Source organism: Natronoarchaeum rubrum (assembly GCF_024494695.1).
The window spans coordinates 517,996-538,995 of the sequence record NZ_JANHDP010000003.1; the positions used below are offsets into that span (position 1 = coordinate 517,996).

Genomic DNA, 21,000 nt, shown 5'->3' on the forward strand with positions numbered 1-21,000 from the left:
CGAGAATCAAACGCTCGTTCCGAGCGTTTTATCCGTGATTGCACGGAACGCCCGGTAATGAGTAGTTCGGGTCCGTCTAACGTTCTCTTCGTCGTGCTCGACACGGTCCGGAAGGACCACCTGACGCCGTACGGCTACGACCGACCGACGACGCCGAACCTGGAGGCGTTCGCCGAGGAAGCGACGGTGTTCGAGGAGGCCGTGGCACCGGCGCCCTGGACGCTCCCCGTCCACGCGTCGATGTTCACTGGACTCTATCCGAGCCAGCACGGCGCCGACCAGGAGAGCCCCTACCTCGACGACGTCGCCACGCTGGCGTCGGTGCTGTCCGCGCGGGGCTACGACACGGCGTGTTACTCCTCGAACGCCTGGATCACGCCGTACACCAAGCTCACGCGCGGCTTCGAGCACCACGACACCTCCTTCGAGATCATGCCCGGGAACTTCCTCTCGGGCACGCTGGCGAACCTCTGGCAGACGATCAACGACAACGACCGGCTGCGGAACCTGGCGAATCGGATCGTCCACCTCGGGGCGAAGGCCCACGCGAAACTGGCGGGCGACGACGACGCCGCCTCGAAGACGCCGGCCGTGATCGACCAGACGAAGGCGTTCATCGAGCAGAGCGACGAGGACTCCGGCTGGTTCGGCTTCATCAACCTGATGGACGCCCACCTGCCGTACCACCCGCCCGAGGAGTACCGCGAGGAGTTCGCGCCGGGCGTCGACTCCTCGGACGTGTGCCAGAACTCCAAGGAGTTCAATTCGGGCGCCCGCGACATCGACGACGAGGAGTGGGAGGACATTCGGGGGCTGTACGACGCCGAAATCGCCCACATCGACGCCGAACTCGGGCGGCTGTTCGACTGGCTCCGCGAGACCGACCGGTGGGACGACACGACGGTCGTGGTCTGTGCCGACCACGGCGAGAACCTCGGCGAGCACGATCTGTACGGCCACGAGTTCGCGCTCTACGACGAGCTGATCAACGTCCCGCTGATGGTCAAGCATCCCGACCTGGAGGCCGACCGGCGCGAGGATCTGGTCGAACTCGTCGACCTCTATCACACGACGCTCGACGCCGTCGACGTCGATCCGGCCGCCGGCGACGGGTACGAGTTCGACGCCGTCGACCGGGACGCCACGCGCTCGCTGCTCTCGGCCAGCTACCGCGAGTTCGCCGCCGGGCCGGACGCAGATCCCGGCCAGCGCGCGGTCGTCGACGGGGGCGGAGACGGCGACTACGCATTCGTCGAGTACTCCCAGCCCGTCATCGAGCTCCACCACCTCGAAGAGAAGGCCGCGAACGCCGGGATCGAGCTGCCGGACGACCACCGCGCGTACTCGCGGCTGCGCGCCGCGCGATCGGAGGACAGCAAGTACGTCCGCGCCGACCGGATCCCCGACGAAGCCTACCGCCTCGACGAGGATCCCGACGAGCTGACGCCGATCGATCCCGACGACGACGAGGTCGTCGCGGCGGCCGAACGCGCGCTCTCTCGGTTCGAGGAGGGCGTCGGCGGCGCCTGGACCGACGGCGAGGGCGTCGACGCCGGGGCGGCCGACGCGCTCGACGACGCCGACGAGGAGATGCGCGAGCGGCTTCGCGATCTGGGCTACATGGAGTGAGACGGCACGACTTGATCGTCGCCGAGGGCTAGAATCCCCAACAAGCAACCCTTAACTTCGGCAGCGAATTAGCGACTCGCCAATGCTGCTCGCACAGACCGAGCATTTCCCCGGGTGGGTCGAGAACTGGCTCAGCTCGGAGCTCGGCCTGCTCGTCCTCTTTGGCATCTGCATCCTCGAAGGCGCGATGATGCTGCGGTTCATGCCGAGCGAACTCGTCGTTCCGGGCGCGCTACTGGTGATGGGCGCCGAGCCGGGGACGATCGTTGCCGTCGTCGTCATCGCCGTCGTCGGAACGACGATCGGCCAGTACATCCTCTTTCGCTTGCTCCGGCGCGGCGGCCGCGAGTACCTGCTCAAGAAGCGCTGGTTCCGCGTCTCCGAGGACCGACTCGACACGCTCGACGGCTGGTTCGAGCGCTGGGGCGCGATCGCCGTGCCGGTGAGCAACTCGATGCTGATGATCCGCGGCCTGCTGACGATTCCGGCGGGCCTCTCGGAGATGGACGGCCGGACGTTCGTCGCCCTCTCGGCGGTCGGATCGCTGTCGTTCCAGACGATCCTCGCCGGCCTGTACCTGCTGTTCGACCAGATGCTGCTGTTCTAGGCTGTCGACGCGACGCCGGCGGTGGGCCGACCGAGGGCGTCAGCTCTGACGCTCTGGCGTCTCACGCCGCCGCTTCGACGTCGACGCTACGCTTCTCCACTACTTCGGCGTCGGGACGCTCGACCCCAGTAGCGATGCCGCTTCGGCATCGGCGCGCTCGATCCCGGCAACGATATCGCTTCGGCGTCGACACTGACGCGTCGGCGGCAGCGTCCCTCTCCGGACGAAAAAGAAAGCGACCCGATCAGCTACCGTCGTCGCGTCGGGCGATCGGCGACCGGAACCCGATGCCGGCGTCGCGGAGCTTCCACCGCGATTCGAGGCCGATCCAGCTCAGCGCGATCAGGATGGCGACGAACGCGGCGCCGAACTGCGTGTCGCCCATCCACACCGGCGAGACGAACACGATCGCGTTGTGGATCCGGTGGGGAACGAAGCCGGAGACGGTCGATTCGACCCGATCGAAGGGATCGAAGCCGAAGCTTCCGCCGCTCTCGTCGCTCTCCTCGACGGTCTGGGATTCCAGCCCCAGTTCCTGGGCGCTCTGGCCGCCGGCGCTCTCGTCACCGGTCTCCAGGCGTTCGGCGTCGTACGGCAGCGACATCGGGACCTCCCAGACGATGTCGCCCTCGGGGTTGACCTCGATCACGCGCTTCCCGTTGGAGTCGGCGATCAGCGTGTTGCCGTTGGGGAGCCGGTCGGCGTCGCGGGGCCACTGCATCTTCTCGTCGGCCCACTGCCAGGTGCGCACCCACTCGCCGTCCTCGCGCTGGAACTCCTGAACGCGGCCGTTCTCGGAGTCGGCGACGACGACCGCGGGACCGCCGCGCTCCTCGGGAATGTAGTCGGGGTTGTGCTGCTCGTACTGGATGTCGTGCTCGCCTTCGGCGCCGAGCGTCCAGTCCTCCTGCAGTCCGGTCGAACGGTTGATGAACACGACCTGGTCCTGGTTGCGCAGGCTCGCCATGATCCGGCCGTCGGGGAGCACCTCGACGTCGTTGAGGTGGGCCCAGTCGCCGGGATAGGCGCCCCCTTCGTCGAGCGGGAACTCGCTCTGGGCGTCCCACAGCCAGGTGACGATCTCGGTCTCGGTGTTGACGATGAAGATCTGGTCGGAGACCATGTCGGCGACGACGACGTGGGTCTCGTTGATCCGGTCGACGTCGTGCCACTCGGCGGCGGTCTCGGTGTGGTCCATCCGCTCGTAGAGCACCTCGGTCTCGCCGGTCGAGAGGTTCGTCCGTTCGAGGATGTTCCGCGCGCACGGGGGCGCCCGACAGTTCGGTCCGGACGTGTGGATCGTGTCCGTCGCGGCGTACTCGACGGTCATCGACTCGTTCTCGACGGGGTCGACGTCGAAGTACTTCGTGTGGCTGTTGTTGTAGTACTGGAGACTCCCGTCGGGGTTGAACGCGACGATGGTGCCGTACCGTCCCGACTCGGTAACGACGGTGTGGTTCTCGGTCGGCGGCGCCTCGGGGACGGCCTCGGCGTTCGCCGTCGTCGTCGCCGTCGCGGCGCCGTAGGCGAGCACGCCGGCACACAGCAGAAGGACGATCACGAACGCGGCTCGCAGTCGGTTCCGCGAGAGGTGCGATCGCCCGGTCGCGATCGCGCTCCGCGCGCGGCCGAGTCCGGCTCGCACGCTGTCCATCGGTGACTGGTCGGCGCCGGACGGCGATGCGTCGTCCGCCGTCACGATACCCCCCGCATCGTCGGTCGATTCGGTACGCGGCTGTCCATACCCGTCCTTCCGATGTTTGACCAATAGGCGTTGTGCTTTCCGGGGACGGGTACCACGATCCGCCGACCGCGAGATCGCGGCGCTTGCCCCGTGACGACCCCGATCGTATCGGAAAGCATATAGACCTCCGATCGAATCTTCCGACGACTGATGCAGGACCAGCGCTTCCTCGAGTCAGAGTGGGACTACTGCATTGTACTCGACGCCGCCCGGTACGACGTGTTTAGCGACGTCTACGACGACTACCTGGACGGATCGCTCGAGAAGCGCTGGAGCAAGGGCTCCTCGACGCCCGAGTGGGCCTACCGCACGCTCGACGGCGACCACGACATCGCGTACTTCTCGTCGAACCCCTTTATCAACGATCTGGGCATCCCGCTGAACGAGCTGAAGTGGGGCGCCTCCTGTGACTACGAGTGGACGGCGTCGGACCACATCTCGAACGTGTTCGACGTCTGGGAGACCGGCTGGGACGACGATCTCGGGACGGTTCCCCCTGAAAGCATGACCGAGGCGTTCGAGCAGAATCAGGACGCCGTCGAAGAAGCCGACCGGACGGTGATCCACTTTATGCAGCCCCACGCGCCGTATCTCACGCGCGGCAAGGGCCAGAAGCTAAAGCAGATCCGCAAGGGCATCCGGCGACAGGACGAAGAGGAATCCGGCGAGGACGGCGGCAGTGGCGGCGTCCTCTCCTCGATCGGTAACACCGTCCGACCGAAAGTCGAGAGCGTGCTCGAGGAGAGCCAGTTCGCGATGAAGGCGGGCCTCTGGCTCGAACTCGACCCGGTGAGTCTGCTGCAGGACGGCACGCGAGCGACCGCGATGAGCTACTACGAGGAGAACCTCCGGATCGCGCTGGAGGAAGTCGAGGAGCTCGTCGAGCAACTCGACGGCGACGTCGTCGTCACCGCGGACCACGGCGAGGCGTTCGGCGAGGAGGGCGTCTGGGAACACCACATCGAGACGCACATCCCGGCGCTGATGGAGGTCCCGTGGCTGGAACTCGACCAGTAGCGTCGTCGACGCCGCATCCGAGCGGCCGACGATCCGACGGAGGAACGCCATGAACGTCAGCCACTACTTCGAGTTCTCGGACTCGGTCACCGGCGGCATCGCCGAATCCGTCCGCCACCAGCGGAAGATGCTCGACAGGGAGGGGATCGAGTACACCGTCGAGCCGACGCCGTCGGCCGACGTGCTCCACCTCAATCTGATGGGCCCGCGGTCGGTCGCCCACGCGGCCCGGGCGAAGCGCCGCGGGACGCCGGTCGTGATCCACACGCACGTCACCGCCGAGGACTTCGGCGACAGCTTCCGCTTTACGAACGCGCTGGCGAAGCCGCTCCGGCCCTACCTCCGGGCGGCGTACGCTCTCGGCGACCGGTTGATCTGTCCCTCAGAGTACAACCAGAATCTGCTGCGGTCGTACACCGACTCGCCGACGACGGTGATCTCGAACGGCGTCGACCGCGAGAAGCTGGCGGGGTTCGAGGCGCTCGAAGACGAGTACCGCGAGCGCTACGACCTATCGGAGCCGACCGTGTTCCAGGTCGGCCACGTCATCAAGCGCAAAGGATTGGAGACGTTCGTCGAGACGGCCCGCGAGATGCCCGAACTCGACTTCGCGTGGTTCGGCCCGCTGGACCTCTCGCTGAAGGGCCGCGAGACGAAGCAGTTGATCCGCGAATCGCCCGAAAACTGCACCTTTACTGGCTTCGTCGACGACATCCGCGGCGCGTTCGCGGCGGGCGACGTGTTCTTCTTCCCGACCCACGAGGAAAACGAGGGGATCGCGCTGCTGGAGGCGATGAGCGCCGGGAAGCCGGTGGTCGTCCGCGACATCGACACGTTCGAGTGGCTCGACGACGGCCACGACTGCCTGAAGACCGACGGCGACTTTCAGGAGCAGTTAGATAGATTGAAAACACCAGAGCTACGACAGCAACTCGGTGACAACGCCGCCGCCACGAGCGAACGGTTCGCGCTCTCGAACACCGCCGAGCAGTTGCGCGACCTGTACGAGGAGGTGATTTGATATGAAAATCGGGTTCTTCACGGACAGTTACTTCCCCGAGATCGACGGGGTGACCTACACGATCAAGCACTGGCGCGAGAAGCTAGAGCGCAACGGCCACGAGGTGTACGTCGTCTACCCCGACGGCGACTACGACCCCGGCGACCGCGAGATCGCGGTCCCGTCGATCCCGAACCCGTTCTACAGCGGCTACCGGATCCCGCTGTTCGTCCGCACCTCGAAGCTGCCCGATCTGGACGTCGTCCACTGCCACGGTCCGGCCTCGGTCGGCATCCTCGGGCGCCTGTACGCGTGGCGTCAGGACATCCCCGCGGTGTACACCCACCACACGCCGATCGAGGAGTACTTCCCGCAGAGCGTCCACTCCGAGCTGGTGGGCTCGGCGCTGGCGTCGGCGTACGTACCCTGGGAGAACTCGCTGCTCGGCAGTTTTGACGCGGTGACGGCCTCGACCGAGCGCATCGATCGCGACGTCGATCACGTCCAGTTGCCCGTCGGCATCGATCTCGACTTCTTCGAGCCGACCGACGAAGACTGGTACCCCGAGCAGACGGTCGTCGGCTACAGCGGCCGAATCAGCGGGGAGAAAAACGTCGACGAGATCGTCGAACTCGCCGAGCAGCGCTCCGATCGCACGTTCGTCATCGTCGGCGAAGGTCCGTGTCGGTCGAAGCTCGAACGCCGAGCGCCCGACAACGTCGAGTTCAGGGACTTCCTCCCGCGCGAGGACCTGCCGACGTTTTACTCGTCGATCGACGTCTTCGTCACCGCGTCGACCGCCGACACGCTCGGACTCTCGACGCTGGAGGCCAACGCCTGCGGGACGCCGGTCGCCGCCACGGACGTGGCGCCCTTTACCTCGACGATCGAGGCGGAGAACGGCGTCCGCTTCGAGTACGAGGATCTCGACGCCATGGGTGAGGCCGTCGAGGCCTGTCTGGCCGAGGAGCGCGACACCCGCGCTGCCGTCCAGGAGTACGCCATTTCGAACACGCTCGAACGGCTGGAGGACCTCTATCAGGAAGTGACGCTGGCATCCGAGACCACGTCCGAACCGGCCGGCACGCGGAAGTTCCCCGAGCGCGACCACAGCTGAGTCGCGAGAAGATACTGACCTGCGGCGATGCGACAGCTTACTCCGCGAACGCCTCGGCGTCCAGCGGCGTCGCCGTCCGCCAGTAGTGATCCAGCGTGTCGTGAGCCCACGACCGAACGGCGTCGTCGTCGGTGTCGACCGACGCCTGCAGGACGCCGTTCTCGTCGCGCAACAGCAGGTGGACGACGTCGTCGGCGATCGTCACCGCGAGCGGGATCCCCTCCTCGCGGACCCGCACCGCGGCGCTGTCGGCGTCGAGCAGCGACGCCAGTCGATCGCGCAGTCCGGGATCGTCGTCGAGCGCGTCGATCGCGCGCTCCGAGAGCACGGCCCGGAACGTGAGGTCGCCCGCGGTCGTGCGCTCCTCGATCACCGAGAGGCTCTGCTCGTTGAACGCGTGCGAAAAGGCCCGCACCTCGTCGGCGGATCGCTCCAGATCGAGCAGTCGCTGGACCGGCGCGTTCGGCCGCGTCTGGCTCGGCACCGTGATGTTGGCGTCGGCGAGGTGACGCAGGTCGAAGTCCATCGCGTGGGTCGGCAGGTAGCGGACGATCTCCCGGAGCTCGCCTTCGGTTTCGAGGATCTCCAGCAGATCGGTAAAGCCCTTCGCGACGAGCCGACCGGTCGCCGTCGCGACGTACTCGCCGTCCTCGCGTCGCACCCACGAGCGGTCCTCGAAGTCGCCGAGGATGCGCCCGAGCGTCGCCTGCGAGGCGCCGGTCGCCTCGGCGAGCTCGGTCCGCGTCTTGCGGCCGTCCGCGAGAAGCCCCAGCACGTCGACGCGGTTCGAGGACAGCGCGAGGAACTCGATCTCCTCCAGCGCGGATTCCATACCGAATCTGGCACTCGTCGCGGGAAATCGCTTTCGCACCCTGAAACGCTTGCATCCCCCGCAGGATCGACACGCCGACACCCAATTTCTTCCCGTGAAATATTTTCTGAACGAAACTATAACCCCTGGAGTCCTACGGTAGAGTAAGATGATCCGCGCTCTCAGCACGCCGACGTTCGATCACTCGGCGCCCGCGTCGCCGGTCCGCTCGCAAGTCTCGGGCATCGGGAGGTGCGCGTAACCGTGGCCGATCGTCGCATCCTCGCCGCGTTCGCCGCGGCGGCCGTCCTCTTTGGCGGCACGTTCGTCGCCGCAAAGGCCGGGTTGGCGTACTTCCCGCCGCTGCTGTTCGTCGCGCTGCGGTTCGACATCGCCGCGGTCGCGCTGGCAGTCTTCGCGGTGGCGACGACCGCTCGCGAGGACTTGATTCCCGAGACTCGTGGCGACGTCGTCGGCATCCTCGCGACCGGCGTGCTCGCGATCGGGCTGACGAACGCCCTGCTGTTCGTCGGCCAGCAGTACGCCACCAGCGCGGTCGCGTCGATCGTGTTCAGCCTGAACCCGATCCTCACGCCCGTCTTCGCCGCGGCGCTGCTGGCCGACGAGCGACTCTCGGCCCGCGGCGCGGTCGGAATGCTGCTCGGACTGTTCGGCGTCGGGCTGGTCGTCGACCCCGACCCCGCGATGTTCCTCGACGGCGGCGTCGGCCAGCTGATCCTGTTCGCCGGCGCCGTCACCGGCGCGCTCGGGAGCGTCCTGATCCGCTGGGCCGACAGCACGATCTCCAGCACGGTCCGGACCGCCTGGGGACTGCCCTTCGCCGCCGCGCTCTCCCACGCGCTCAGTCTGGGCGCCGGCGAGTCCGCGGCGTCGATCGTCTGGACGCCCGAGGCCGTGCTGGCGCTCGTGTACGTCGGCATCTTCGCCGGCGCGATCGCCTACATCGCCTACTTCGGCCTGCTCGACCGCACCGGCGCGATCCGCGCGAACCTGGTGTTCTACGCGGTGCCGGTCGTCTCGACGCTGGGCGGCTGGGCGCTGCTCGACGAGCAAATTTCGGGGCTGGCGATCGTCGGCTTCCTGACGATCTTCGCCGGCTTCGCGGTGCTGGGCACCGAGGACGTCGACGTTCGCGGGCAGGTCGCGCGGCTGGCCGGGCGGCTACCGGACGAGGTCGTGGAGAGTGAAGAGGCCGAGGAGCGACTCGGGATTCGGAACGAGCCGCGAGGGTTCGAGTCGGACTGATCTCGGGGGCGGTTCGCGGTCTTTTTCGGACGGATCGGCGGATCAGTTTTCGGCCGAACTGTCGTACATCGCCTCGACTCCCGTTCGCCGCGGATCAGCTCGTCGACGCCGTCAGTGAGCGTGACGGCGCCGGACACGGTCGGGCGATAGTACGTGTACAGGCCGTCCTGCCCGCGGTCCGTTCGCCGGCGCTTCTCGACGAGACCGACGTCGACGAGTTCGTCGAGGTGGTAGTGGATCGTACTGTCGTCGATATCGATCGCGGCTTCGAGCTCCCTGGGACTCATCTCGCCCCCGTGGACGAGTCGGTAGAGACTCTCCCGGCCGACGCTTCCGTCGGACTGCGGCGCTCGCTGGAAGTTTTATCACGAACGATTGCGAACAAGTCTCGCAAGCGACCGATGGCTTCGCTCCCTCGGTCACCACGCCCATGACCCACGACTGTTCGTTCCTGACGTCTCTCGACCTCGACGGCGACGTCTCGTTCGGGGATTCCGATCGCGATAGCCACGCCGGCGACTGGGGAACCGCTGCGGACGAGCGGGTCCGACCCGACGCCGTGGTCTTCGCCGAGTCGACCGAAGACGTATCCGAGGTACTGGCCGCGGCCGACGAGCGCCGCGTCCCGGTGACGCCCTTCGCCGCGGGCACCAGCCTGGAAGCGAACGCGACGCCGACTCACGCCGGCGTCTCTCTCGACCTGACCCGGATGGATGCGGTGCTGGACGTCCGCCCCGACGACCTGCAGATCGATGTCGAACCGGGCGTCTACGGGTCCGCGATCGACGAGGCTGTCGCCGAACACGGTCTGTGGTTTCCCCCGCTCCCTTCTTCGGGCGACATCTCGACCGTCGGCGGCATGATCGCTAACGACGCGTCGGGGATGCAGACCGTCGAGTACGGCGAGGTCGGCGACTGGGTGCTCGGACTGGAGGCGGTGCTCGCCGACGGGAGCGTGATCGAGACCGGCTCCAGAGCGGTCAAGACTTCCAGCGGCTACAACGTCGGCGACCTGCTGGTCGGCAGCGAGGGGACGCTGGCGGTCGTCACGCGCGCGACCCTGGAACTCGCGGGGCGGCCGGAGCAGATCCGCGGCGGCCGGGCGTTGTTCCCGACGCTCGACGACGCCGCGTCGGCCGTCTTCGACGCGGTTCGGTCGGGGGTCGACGTCGCGAAGATCGAACTCGTCGACGCGACCAGCGCGACGATGGCCAACGAGTACTCGGGGACCGACCTCCCCGACGTGCCGACGGTGTTCCTCGAGTTCCACGCGGACAACGGGATCGAAGCGGAGATCGACTTCTGTCGGACGATCTTCGAGGCTCACGACGTAGAGCGCTTCGACCAGGCACCCGACGACGAGGGCATGGCCGAACTGTGGCAAGCGCGCAAGGATCTCGCGTTCGCCGTCAGGAGCTACGATCCCGACCTGACGGCCACGTCGCCCGGTGACGTGACCGTCCCGATCAGCGACTATCCCACGATCGTCCGGTACGTCCGGGACCTGGCCGACGAACACGACCTGTTGATCCCCTGCTTCGGCCACGCCGGCGACGGCAACCTCCACTACTCGGTGCTGGTCGACGAGTCGGACCCGGCGGAAGTCGAATCCGGGAAAGAGGTCTCCGAGCAGATCGTCCGGAAAGCTCTCGAACTCGGCGGGACCTCGACCGGCGAGCACGGCATCGGTACCGGCAAGCGCGAGTACCTCGTCGCCGAGCACTGCGACGCCGGCGTCGAGGCGATGCGCCGGATCAAGCGAGCGCTCGATCCCAACGACACGCTCAACCCGGGGAAGATCTTCCCGGAAACCGCCGACGAGGAGCGACTGTGGGTCGAGGCGCCGGATCGGGACGGACCGTCCAGCGACGCGTCGTAGGGAACACCGCGCGGAGAACGCCGGGCTGCGGTGCGGCGCGGCTCGGCGCGGCGGCGCGGACGACCTACTTCCGGCGGGGCTCAGTCGTGGACCAGCACGTCGAGCACGACCGGTCCCTCGGTTTCGATCCCGCGCTCGACAGCCGCTTCGATCTCGCCCGGACGCTCGATCAACCGGCCGGCGGCGCCGTGGCTTTCGGCGTTCGCGGGGATGTCGATGGGCGGGTCGATGTCCATCCCGACGAACTCGTGGCCGGACTCCTCGCCGCCGAATATCTCGAGCGCGTTGTCCTTGAGGATCCGGTAGTTCCGGTTATCCGGTATCACGACGGTGAGATCGACGCCCTGGCGGACGGCAGAGTACAGCGCCTGCGGGTAGTAAAGGTACGAGCCGTCGCCGACGAAACCGAGCACGTCTCTCGGTTCGCGATCGTCGCGGTCCCGTTCGGCGATGGCGGCCCCGACCGCCGCGGGGAGGCCGTAGCCCAGTCCGCCACCCTTGTTCGAGACGTACTGTTCCGGCTCGAACGACCAGCGAGTCAGCATTGCGTACTTCGCGGTGACGCCCTCGTCGACGACGTACGCGTCCGGCGCCGCCACCTCCAGCGCGTCGACGAGTTCCGCCTTCGAGGCTCGCGGGTCGTCGCTCTCGTCCTCGCCCATCGCGTCGACGCGCCGGGCCGCCATCTGCTTGAACGATTCGACGGTCGCCAGCCGCGAGTTCACGGTCTCGGCGTCTATGCGGTCATCAACCCGGTCTGCGAGTGCCCGCAGTACCCGCCCGAGGTCGCCCAGTACGGCCGCGTCGGCGGGCTGGTTCTTCCCGATTTCTCGGGCATCGTCGCCGACGTGGACGCAGGTCGTGTCCGCGCCCACGAGGTCGCGCTCGTGGCTCCACAGCGTGGTGTTCGTAGAACACCCTGCGAACAGCAGCACGTCGGTGCTCATGATCGTCGCCGCCAGATCCTCGTCCGGCGGAATATAGGACACCCACTGATCGTGATCGGTCGGGAAATCGACCTCGCAGGCGAGAATCTCGCCGTGGACTCGCAAACCCCCTGCCTCGGCCAGGTCCACGGCGGCCTCGACGGCGTCGACGCCCGATCGGGCGACGCCGTCGCCGACCACCAGCACCGCGTCCTCGGCGTCGACGAGCAACTCGGCCGCGTGTTCGATCTGTCCGGGATCGCCGCGCCCGGCGTCCGGGATCGGGCCGAGGCGCTCGGGTTCGGCGTCCGTCTCGGCCGTCGTCACGTCCATCGGCAACCCGAGGAAGACCGGCCCCGTCGGCGGCGTCAGCGCCGTCCGGAACGCCCGACGGAGCATCGTCGGCAGCGCCGCGACGTCCAGCACCTCCGCCGACCACTTGCAGAACTGGTCGGTCAACTCCTCGAGGTCGCCGCTCAGGATCGGCTCTTCGTGGCGAAAGTCGGTGGCGTGGTGCCCGGCGGTCACGACGATGGGCGCCCCGGCGAAGCGCGCGTTCATCAGGTTGCCTGCCCCGTGGGCGACTCCGGGCGTGGTGTGCAGATTTGCGACCCCGACCGGCAGCACGTCCGGATCGTGGTGGCTGTGGTAGCGCCGCGTCTGGGCGTACCCGCCGGCCATCCCGACGGCGATATCCTCGTGCAGTCCGAGCACGTACTCCGGGTCGCCGTCGGCCAGCGCACGCAGCACCGGCAGTTCGGTGGTCCCGGGGTTGCCGAACACGTACTCGACGCCGTACCGCTCCAGAGCGTCGACGAACAGGTTCGCTCCCGTATACGCGTCTCCCATGCTTCCTACTGGCACGGGCCATCAAGTTGGCTCTTTGGTGGGTCGCCGGCGTGCGGAGACACAGAAACGAGTCGGCGATGTCAAACCGGAGGAAGACGTGCTCACTTCGTTCGTCACGATGTCACGCTCACTTCGTTCGTGTGACTGTCGCAAAATCCGTAGTGGGTTGGGGCGGAGTCGAACCGCCGACCTGCTCCGTGTGAAGGAGCCGTCATAACCAGGCTAGACCACCAACCCGGTACAGAAATCGGTACTCGGAGCCGAGACTTAAGACTTGCTTCTCGGAGCGATCACGTCCCGCGGTATCGCCGGACGCGACGGCGGGCGTCGGCGGCGAAGTCGGCCGCCTCGTTCTCGGTGCGATCGGTGGCCTCGTCCAGCTTCGCGCGAAGCCGCTCGACGCGGCCCGGTTCCGGTTCCTCCTCGCGCCCGGCGAGTTCGCGGGCCTTCGCCACGACGGGTTCGAGCGTCTCGACGACGCCCTGCTTGGCGTGTGCTCCCGCTCGGGCCAGGTAGTACCGCGCATCGCTGAAGTGCCGGTTCATATCTGACCGTAGGAAGGCAACAGATATAACGGTTGTGGCGTCACACTGCTGACGTGTCGCACGCCTTCGGGCGATCAGGCCGTGTGGAGCGCGCTCGCGTACGATCCTACTGATCCCGGGGCGAGCCGAACCGCTCCACCTCGCAACGTTTGCTTTTAGGCGAGCCGAAACCGGTGGCTTTAACAAATTGTTAGGCATACCTAAAATCGCGGCGTCGGAGGCAACCGTTGGATGACGCTCCTGCCCTCCACCCGTGGTGTGCCAGCAGACTGGGGGACCGGCGACGGTCCCCGCCAGACGGTCGAGGTTCCGTGGGCATCGGACTCGACACGTCCCGTAGCATCTCTCTTTCGCGACAACGACCGACGCCGAGTCACCGGTTCACAAACGGTTTTACTGTTCGGCCGTCCAAACGGACCACGAATGTTCAGCCGGCTCTCGATCCCGACGCCGTTCCAGGTCGGCCCGGTCAACGCCTACCTCGCCGGGCGGACGATAATCGACCCAGGGCCCGACAGCGAGGAGTCCTGGGAGGCTCTCGCGGCGGGGCTCGCCGACCACGATCTGGAACCGGGCGACCTCGATCGCGCGCTGATCACCCACCCCCACCCCGATCACTTCGGCGCCGCGCGGCGGCTCCGCGAGGCCGGGGTGGAGATTCTCGCCGCACCCGCAACAGCCGAGATCATCCGGGCGTTCGGCGACCGACTCGACTACGAGCAGTCCTTCTTCGAGGACTTCTTCGTCGCTCACGGGATGTCCCGTTCGACCGCCAGCACCGTCGTCGAACTGCCGGAGGCCTATCTCCCCTACGCGCCGGACTGCGAGGTCGACGCCACGCTCGCGGACGGCGACGTGCTGGAGATCGCCGATCTGGACGTGACGGTCGAAGCCGTCGAGGGCCACGCGCCGGGCGAGCTCATCTTCACGTACGAGGCAGCCGGCCGGGACCGAGCGATCGTCGGCGATCACGTGCTCGGCGACGTGACGCCGAACCCGCTCTTGCAGCCGCCGGCCGAGCCCGGCGGGGAGCGCCCGCGCATGTTGCCGGCGTACAACGACTCGCTGGCCGAACTCCGCGACCGCGGGCTCGACGAGATCCTGCCCGGCCACGGCGAGCGGATCGAGGCGCCCGGCGAGAGAATCGACGAGATGCTGGCCGCCCACGAGGACCGCACGGACAACGTCCGCGCGCTCGTCGAGGAACCCGCCACCGCGATGGACGTGATGGAGGGGCTGTTCGACGACCTGCCCGCGACCGAGTACTTCCCGGCGATGAGCGAGGCGATCGGCCACCTCGACGTGCTCGAAGCGCGAGGCGACGTGACGCCGACCGAGGGCGACGACGGGCTCGTTCGCTACGAGGCGACGGGAGCATGAAGCGCACGCAAGCCGTCGCGCTCGGCGAGGCGCCCGCGGATCTCGTGATCACCGGCGGGCGGGTGTTCCTCCCCGAGACCGGCGAGTTCCGCGCGCTCGACGTCGCGATCTGCGACAACGAGGTTGCCGCGCTCCCCGACGACGCGGACGACGTGATCGGCGAGAACACCCGCGTGATCGACGCCGACGGCCGGGCCGTGCTGCCGGGCTTCATCGACGCCCACACGCACGTCGACACGGTTCAGACGCTGGAAAACGCCTATCACTACGCGCTGGAGGGCGGCACGACGACCGTCGTCACCGAAACCTCCGGGCTGGGCGGCGCGTTCGGCGCCGAGGGCGTCGAGGCGCTGCTCGCGGCCACGTCGTACCTGCCGATCACAGTGAAGGCGACCGTTCCGCCCCAGCCCCTCGCGGACACGTTCGAGGAGCCCCGCGCCGACGAGGACGAGGCCGAGGCGCTCGCCGAGTTGCTCGCGGACGACCGGATCGTCGGCGTCGGCGAGACCGACTGGATCCACGTCGTCGGGCGCGACTCGCCGATCGAGCGGCTCCACGAGCGCGCCGAGAGGGAAGGCAAGCGCAGCTGCGGCCACGGCGCGGGCTGCGACGGCGCCAAGCTCTCGGCGTTCGCGGGCGTCGTGGACAACGACCACGAGGCGATCACCGCCGACGGCATCGTCGAGCGCGTCGAGCGCGGCATCCACGCGATCGGCCGGTACGGCTCGATCCGGGACGACGTCGAGGCGGTCGCCGGCGCGGTCGACCGCGTCGGCGCCGCGGAGCTATCGCTCTCGACCGACGGGATGTGGCCCCGGAAACTGCTCGACGAGGGGCTGATGGACGCCGTCGTCCGGCGGACGATCGAGGCGGGCGTCGACCCCGCGGACGCGATCCGGATGGCGACGCTCAACCCCGCGCGACACTTCGGGCTCGACGACCGCGGGAGCCTCGCGCCGGGCAACGCCGCGGACGTGCTGCTCGTCGACGACCTCGAATCGGTCAACGTGACCACGGTGATCAGCGGCGGCGAGGTCGTCGTCCACAACAACGAGGTCCGCGTCGCGCCCCGAAGCCACGAGTACCCCGACCGGTTCTACGACGCCGTCGACGTGCGGACCGATCCCGACGCGTTCCGCGTCCCGGCCGACGCCGCCGACGCCGAGGGCCACGTGCGCGCAATTCAACTGGGCGAGGGACTGCTCTCCCACGAGACGACGGTCGAACCCGCAGAAGTAGATGGCGAACTCCGCGCCGCGCCCGAGCGCGACGTCGCCAAGGTCGCGCTGCTCGATCGCCATCCCGACGCCGACGGCTCGGGCTTCACCGGATTTCTGACGGGGTACGGCATCGAGCGCGGCGGCGTCGCGACGAGCATGACGATGGAGGCCACCGGCGTGCTCGCGGTCGGCGCCGACGACGCCGATCTCCGCGCCGCAGTCGAACGAGTCAACGAGCTCGGCGGCGGCTGGGCGGTGGTCCGCGACGGCGACGTGATCGCCGAACTTCCCTACCGGGTCGCCGGCTGTGCTGCTGATCTGGAGGTTGAAGAGACCGCGAAGCTGCTCGACGCCGCCGAGAACGCGGTGCGCTCGCTGGGCGTCGGCGTCGAGCGGCCGCTGGTCTCGCTGGCGTCGCTGCCGTTCGTCGGCGTCCCGACGATGAAGCTGACGACCTCGGGGTACGCCGACGTCGTGCGCCGGGAGCTGGTCGGCCTCGATCCCGACTAGTATTCCGGATTTTCCTCGCGGACGCCGTCGCGCTTGTTCACGGCGCGTGCGAGCACGAACAGCGCGTCGGAGAGCCGGTTCAGATACTGGACGGCCTCGCCGTTGATCGTCTGGTCGGCCGCGAGCGCGACGGTCCGGCGCTCGGCGCGCCGACACACCGTTCTGGCGTGGTGAAGCCGCGATCCCTTCTCGCTCCCGCTCGGCAGGATGAACTGCTCTAAGGGGTCGAGTTCGTCGTCGAAGGAGTCGATCATCGCCTCCAGCTCGTCGGTGTGGTCGTCGCGCACGACGGGATCGTCCTCGTCGGGGTCGGGGTTGGCGAGGTCGGCCTGCGCGACGTGGAGGTGATTCTGGATCGCGGCGAGGTGGTCGTCGACGTCGTCGTGACCGGTCGGTCGGACCGTTCCGAGCAGCGCGTTCAGTTCGTCGACCGTGCCGTAGGCCTCGATCCGCGCGCTGGTCTTCGAGACGCGGGACATGTCCCGGAGATCGGTCATCCCCTCGTCGCCGCGGCCGGTGTAGATCTTCATGTCCGGACCCACGGAGCGGACCACCTTAGTTCTCCCCGGGACGATGTTCGCTGTCCGCTCGGAATCCGCTACTCGCCCGAGCCGGTGATCGCGTTCGCCAGTTCCTGCCGATCGAACAGCCGCTCGTCCTCGGGAATCTCGGGGTAGGAAGCGCCGCCGTCGGGCGTACCGGGCCACTCGCCGAACTGCTCGGGGTAGAGCTGCTTGGCGCCCATCTCCAGCTGGAACAGGTTCATGATCGGGCCCTGATAGCGCATCCCGGCGGCGTACACGCGGTCGTTCTGCACGGCGGAGAGCTTCTGGCCCGACGCCTCGCTATCCAGCTGGTTGCGCACCTGAGTCATGTCGTGGCGGGGCGTCAGTCCCCAGAGGTGCAAGATAACGTCCGGATCGGCTTCCAGCATGGTTTCGTAGTCGACGGTACCCCACAGCTGCTCCCAGTCTTGATCGGCGAACGCGTCGGTCGCGCCGAGCGGGCGCGTGTCGGCCAGCCAGTACCCCGGCTTGTTCAGGTGGTAGGTGAAGAACTGATCGTTCTGGGCGCTGTACGTGACCCGCACCGCGGTCGGACGTTCCTCCTCGGGCGGGAGATTCTCCTCGATCGTCGCGACGGCGTCGTCGCGGATCGACTTGATCGCCCGATAGCGCTCGGACTCGTCGAACACGGCTGCGACCTTCGCGAACAGCTCCCAGAGGCCGTAGTACTCGTACTGGTCGCGGTATCCCTCGGGCGGTTGTGCGTTCGTACCGCTGTAGAAGTTGCCGAACCAGGGACCCTGCTGGTTTCGGATCTCGTCGATGCGCGACTGGTCCCAGTTGCTCTGGGTGCTCACCCAGGCGGGGTCCGCCAGATGAACGTCGGCGGCGGTCGTGTAGACCGTCTCGGGACTGAAGCTGCCGTCCAGCGGGTTCAGGAGGTCGCCCCACTCGTAGTCGACGCCCTCCAGGTGGTCGTAGTAGTGGCTCATCGTCGTCTCGGCCATCTCGGTGGCGAACATCGACTCGATCGCGCCGCTGTGGCCGAGCGCCACGGCCATGTCGGCGTACTGCGGGTAGATCGTGAACACGCTCTCGGGTGGAGCGTCGAACTCGACCTCGCCCATCGGCGCCATCGACACCGAGTAGGAACCTTCCGAGGACTCCGATCCGGGCGTTTCGCCGAGACAGCCGGCCAGCGAGGCGCTGCCGGCCAGCACGCCCAGAGATCGAAGGTAATTCCGCCGCGTCCAGCCGTCACCGGTCGTCGCGTCGTGCATGTGTTTAGGCACGCCTAAAACATCTAAAAGACTTGTGTTTGCGCTCAATGCGGGAGACCGACCGGTGCAGTACAGCCACTCCGGTCCGACCGGTGCGAGACACGCTTATCCACACAATCTCGGAGGATGGATTTGATGCGTGCCTTCTTTTCTGTTGAATCGTGGTCGAACTAACCGGTCGATACGTCCGCGTATCTAACAGTGTATTCGATTAGCAGCAGCCGTCCCGTTCTGGCGTCCACTTACATGCATTGCCTGTCGTAAGGTCGTTTTCGTCGATGTAGGTCGACAGACAAGCGTAGTTACAGAAGTATGCAGGCGACCCACAGTCGTCCACACAGTCACGGACACAGATGGGGTCGTGGTCGAAAATAAACGAATCACAGTACACGCACGTCTCGTCCGCGTGGGGAGTGGCGATAGTCGTGGACATACTCGTTCTATGAGATGGACGACGGAAAGCGTTTCCTGAGGTAGCTAATAAGCTCCTTCCCCAGACGCTCGTCGAACTGACGGGGATGGTCGTTCTGACACGGGTGGTTCCAGCATGGCTTCTCCCGGAGCGCCCAACGCCGATTCCACTTTTCGACAGGGTACGAGGCGATTAAGCGCTCACAGAATGTAACGAAGCCGATACTGCGTTCGTTCCGAAGCACAGCGAAATCGTCGAACGAAGGGAAGCGGCGACTGGAAAGGTCTGGACCAATTGCCAACACTGTGAGAAGTTGACGCGACCAGAAGTTGAGACTGGTACTCTCAATGCATACGCGTTCAGCCCACACGATCTTGAACGTCGTTTTTACCTCAGGGAACTTCACCGACGTATTCTCTTTCTACCGCACCGATTCTGATTCAGATCGGTGATGGTACCGCTGTACCCAGGGTTCAACTTGATTCCAGAGTTTCGAGGGGCTCGTCGAGGGAAACATATTAGTGCTCACTTGTATAAGCTAGTGCTGATATGACAGAGGATGCGATCACGGATGGGGCCACGGGAGGGGCCGAGACCTGCTGCACACCGCCCGGAGACGTCGACTCGGACGCGATGGCGACAGACCTCCAAGTACTGACCGCGATGGGGAACGACACACGATACGAGCTGCTTCGCCGAATCTCGAACGCCGATGACGGCGTCTGCGTCTGTGATCTCGAAGCCGCCGTCGGCGTCAGTCAGAGCGCCGTCAGCCAAGCGCTCTCCCGCTTGTACACCGCAGGACTTGTCACGCGCCGCAAAGAGGGGTCCTGGCGGTACTACGAACCGACTGAAACGACCGCGGCCCTTCTCGAAACCCTCGACGAGCTGCGAGGTGCCCATGAGTAACGATACTACGGCGGCCGGTGACCGTGACCCCGAGGAGACCCGCGAGATGGTGCGCGAACGCTACGGGACTATCGCTTCGGACAGTCAGGACTGCTGTGGCGATGTCGGCATCGATACCACCGACGACGATGGGTGCTGTGAGGGCAACGCGGACGCGACCGGGAGCGAACGCCTTGGCTACGACGCCGACGATGTCGCGTCGGTCGCAGATGGCGCAGACCTTGGCCTCGGGTGTGGAAATCCGAAGGCGTTCGCCGAGATGACGCCCGGCGAGACAGTGCTCGACCTCGGCTCGGGTGCGGGCTTCGACTGCTTCCTCGCTGCAGAGGAGGTCGGCCCGGACGGCGACGTCATCGGCGTCGACATGACACCAGAGATGGTCTCGAAAGCGAGGGAAAACGTTGCGAAGAACGACGCCGTCAACGTCGAGTTTCGCCTCGGTGAGATCAGTCACCTGCCGGTTGCAGACGCGACCGTCGACGTCGTCATCTCGAACTGCGTCGTCAACCTCGCTCCGGAAAAACAACGGGTGTTCGACGACGCCTACCGCGTTCTCAAGCCCGGTGGCCGCGTCGCCATCTCGGATGTCGTCCAAACCGCCCCGTTCCCCGACGACGTCAAGATGGACCCGGACTCGCTAACTGGCTGTGTCGCCGGTGCGTCGACTGTCGATTCCCTTGAAGCGATGCTCGACAGTGCCGGCTTCGAAGCGATCGAGATAGCCCCTAAAGACGAGAGCACCGAGTTCATCAGCGATTGGGACGCTGATCGCGATCTCAGTGACTATCTCGTTTCTGCCACTATCGAGGCCCGGAAACCAGCGCACCCCACCTGACTGATCAGCAGGTGTGGGCAGTTCTGCCCACTCAATAGCCCCTACAGAGAGTGTACGACCTCGTTGCGCCTGCGCTACGGTTCGTCTTGATGGACTTCGTCAAATAGGGCCTCGACGCGTTGCTCCACGTCGTCACGAATCTCGCGGACAGTATCAAGATCTTGTCCGTGAGGATCGTCTAGCGCCCAGTCCCGAACATCCACATCTTCTGCGTCCAGTTCCAGCGTCGAACAACCCATCGTAGCGACGATGTCGCACGATTCGAGCTCGTCAGTCGAGACTTCCCGCGGTGTTCGGTCGGAGAGATCGAGGTCCCGCTCTCGCATGACCGTGACGACTTCCTCGTGAACGTGCTCAGCCGGGTGTGTCCCCCCTGTGAGAATTTCGATGCTGTCCCCTAGCTCTCGCTGGTCACGCTCTTGTTCGGCGAACGCTGCCGACATTTGACTGCGACCGGCATTCTGGACACACACGAATCCCAACTTCGTCGTCGATTCCGTACCCATGAGGAATACCCTCTCTTAGGCCGTCTTAAGGGTTCATATGAGGAATATCTCG

The 21,000-nt window shown here is 66.5% G+C and carries 19 protein-coding genes, 1 tRNA gene and 2 pseudogenes; 12 read left to right on the forward strand and 10 right to left on the reverse strand.

All coding sequences use genetic code 11. The features are described from left to right. Positions 1–57 precede the first annotated feature (57 nt). Both NO931_RS10285 and NO931_RS10290 read left to right on the forward strand, forming a co-directional pair. Positions 58–1,629, forward strand: coding sequence for a sulfatase (locus NO931_RS10285; RefSeq protein WP_256392247.1), 1,572 nt, complete (start codon positions 58–60; stop codon positions 1,627–1,629). A gap of 82 nt (positions 1,630–1,711) precedes the next feature. Next, positions 1,712–2,236, forward strand: a complete 525-nt coding sequence (locus NO931_RS10290) for a DedA family protein (RefSeq protein ID WP_256392248.1) — start codon at positions 1,712–1,714, stop codon at positions 2,234–2,236. A 244-nt stretch (positions 2,237–2,480) separates the two neighbouring features. Here the strand turns inward: NO931_RS10290 and NO931_RS10295 are convergent, their stop codons facing one another. Next, complete coding sequence (locus NO931_RS10295; RefSeq protein WP_259371518.1) at positions 2,481–3,890, reverse strand: aryl-sulfate sulfotransferase; 1,410 nt, start codon at positions 3,888–3,890, stop codon at positions 2,481–2,483. Positions 3,891–4,130: 240 nt separating this feature from the next. Between NO931_RS10295 and NO931_RS10300 the strand changes: the two genes are divergently transcribed. From NO931_RS10300 to NO931_RS10310, 3 genes are read left to right on the forward strand one after another with little or no spacing between them, the layout of a single operon-like run. Continuing rightward, complete coding sequence (locus NO931_RS10300; protein ID WP_256392250.1) at positions 4,131–4,997, forward strand: sulfatase-like hydrolase/transferase; 867 nt, start codon at positions 4,131–4,133, stop codon at positions 4,995–4,997. 49 nt (positions 4,998–5,046) lie between these two features. Continuing rightward, the gene (locus NO931_RS10305; protein ID WP_256392251.1) at positions 5,047–6,018 is read left to right on the forward strand and encodes a glycosyltransferase family 4 protein; all 972 of its coding nucleotides are present in this window, start codon (positions 5,047–5,049) and stop codon (positions 6,016–6,018) included. Position 6,019: 1 nt separating this feature from the next. Further along, positions 6,020–7,114, forward strand: a complete 1,095-nt coding sequence (locus NO931_RS10310; protein ID WP_256392252.1) for a glycosyltransferase — start codon at positions 6,020–6,022, stop codon at positions 7,112–7,114. A 37-nt stretch (positions 7,115–7,151) separates the two neighbouring features. Here NO931_RS10310 and NO931_RS10315 read toward each other — a convergent pair whose 3' ends face one another. Further along, positions 7,152–7,946, reverse strand: coding sequence for a helix-turn-helix transcriptional regulator (locus NO931_RS10315; protein WP_256392253.1), 795 nt, complete (start codon positions 7,944–7,946; stop codon positions 7,152–7,154). A gap of 243 nt (positions 7,947–8,189) precedes the next feature. Between NO931_RS10315 and NO931_RS10320 the strand changes: the two genes are divergently transcribed. Continuing rightward, the gene (locus NO931_RS10320) at positions 8,190–9,191 is read left to right on the forward strand and encodes a DMT family transporter (protein ID WP_256392254.1); all 1,002 of its coding nucleotides are present in this window, start codon (positions 8,190–8,192) and stop codon (positions 9,189–9,191) included. 42 nt (positions 9,192–9,233) lie between these two features. Here NO931_RS10320 and NO931_RS20840 read toward each other — a convergent pair. Next, a pseudogene (locus NO931_RS20840) lies at positions 9,234–9,511 on the reverse strand (ArsR/SmtB family transcription factor); the annotation flags it as partial. Positions 9,512–9,621: 110 nt separating this feature from the next. Here NO931_RS20840 and NO931_RS10330 point away from each other — a divergent pair. After that, entirely contained in the window at positions 9,622–11,070 is a 1,449-nt protein-coding gene (locus tag NO931_RS10330; protein ID WP_256392255.1) for an FAD-binding oxidoreductase, read from the forward strand. Between the two features lie 80 nt (positions 11,071–11,150). On the opposite strand, the gene NO931_RS10335 is transcribed toward NO931_RS10330, so the two are convergent. The 3 genes from NO931_RS10335 to NO931_RS10345 all read right to left on the reverse strand — a co-directional run bounded on the left by NO931_RS10335 (position 11,151) and on the right by NO931_RS10345 (position 13,390). Further along, a complete protein-coding gene (locus NO931_RS10335; protein ID WP_256392256.1) occupies positions 11,151–12,845 on the reverse strand; it encodes a thiamine pyrophosphate-binding protein in 1,695 nt (564 codons plus the stop codon). 162 nt (positions 12,846–13,007) lie between these two features. Continuing rightward, a tRNA-Val gene (locus NO931_RS10340) sits at positions 13,008–13,082 on the reverse strand. 53 nt (positions 13,083–13,135) lie between these two features. Then, the gene (locus NO931_RS10345) at positions 13,136–13,390 is read right to left on the reverse strand and encodes a DUF7553 family protein (RefSeq protein WP_256392257.1); all 255 of its coding nucleotides are present in this window, start codon (positions 13,388–13,390) and stop codon (positions 13,136–13,138) included. A 423-nt stretch (positions 13,391–13,813) separates the two neighbouring features. Here NO931_RS10345 and NO931_RS10350 point away from each other — a divergent pair, with 423 nt between their 5' ends. Both NO931_RS10350 and NO931_RS10355 read left to right on the forward strand, forming a co-directional pair. Next, positions 13,814–14,770 carry an MBL fold metallo-hydrolase gene (locus NO931_RS10350; protein ID WP_256392258.1) on the forward strand — a complete coding sequence of 319 codons (957 nt, stop codon included), beginning with the start codon at positions 13,814–13,816 and terminating at the stop codon, positions 14,768–14,770. After that, complete coding sequence (locus tag NO931_RS10355) at positions 14,767–16,500, forward strand: adenine deaminase C-terminal domain-containing protein (protein WP_256392259.1); 1,734 nt, start codon at positions 14,767–14,769, stop codon at positions 16,498–16,500. Before NO931_RS10350 ends, NO931_RS10355 begins: the two co-directional genes overlap by 4 nt. On the opposite strand, the gene NO931_RS10360 is transcribed toward NO931_RS10355, so the two are convergent. The 3 genes from NO931_RS10360 to NO931_RS10370 form a co-directional block, all read right to left on the reverse strand. Continuing rightward, entirely contained in the window at positions 16,497–17,030 is a 534-nt protein-coding gene (locus NO931_RS10360) for a cob(I)yrinic acid a,c-diamide adenosyltransferase (RefSeq protein WP_256392260.1), read from the reverse strand. The two genes, NO931_RS10355 and NO931_RS10360, sit on opposite strands and share 4 nt — an antisense overlap. A 68-nt stretch (positions 17,031–17,098) precedes the next feature. Then, on the reverse strand, positions 17,099–18,286 hold the full coding sequence (locus tag NO931_RS10365; RefSeq protein ID WP_256392261.1) for an ABC transporter substrate-binding protein: 1,188 nt from the start codon (positions 18,284–18,286) through the stop codon (positions 17,099–17,101). Positions 18,287–18,497: 211 nt separating this feature from the next. Then, complete coding sequence (locus NO931_RS10370) at positions 18,498–18,719, reverse strand: hypothetical protein (protein ID WP_256392262.1); 222 nt, start codon at positions 18,717–18,719, stop codon at positions 18,498–18,500. A 52-nt stretch (positions 18,720–18,771) separates the two neighbouring features. Here NO931_RS10370 and NO931_RS20845 point away from each other — a divergent pair. The 3 genes and pseudogenes from NO931_RS20845 to NO931_RS10380 all read left to right on the forward strand — a co-directional run. Continuing rightward, positions 18,772–18,894 (forward strand): annotated as a pseudogene (locus NO931_RS20845) (arsenic resistance protein); the annotation flags it as partial. A 353-nt stretch (positions 18,895–19,247) separates the two neighbouring features. Next, a complete protein-coding gene (locus NO931_RS10375; RefSeq protein WP_256392264.1) occupies positions 19,248–19,607 on the forward strand; it encodes an ArsR/SmtB family transcription factor in 360 nt (119 codons plus the stop codon). Next, positions 19,600–20,442 carry an arsenite methyltransferase gene (locus NO931_RS10380; protein ID WP_256392265.1) on the forward strand — a complete coding sequence of 281 codons (843 nt, stop codon included), beginning with the start codon at positions 19,600–19,602 and terminating at the stop codon, positions 20,440–20,442. The genes NO931_RS10375 and NO931_RS10380 overlap by 8 nt, the downstream gene beginning before the upstream one ends. 74 nt (positions 20,443–20,516) lie before the next feature. Here NO931_RS10380 and NO931_RS10385 read toward each other — a convergent pair whose 3' ends face one another. Further along, the gene (locus tag NO931_RS10385; protein ID WP_144928108.1) at positions 20,517–20,948 is read right to left on the reverse strand and encodes a low molecular weight phosphatase family protein; all 432 of its coding nucleotides are present in this window, start codon (positions 20,946–20,948) and stop codon (positions 20,517–20,519) included. Between the last annotated feature and the right edge of the window lie 52 nt (positions 20,949–21,000).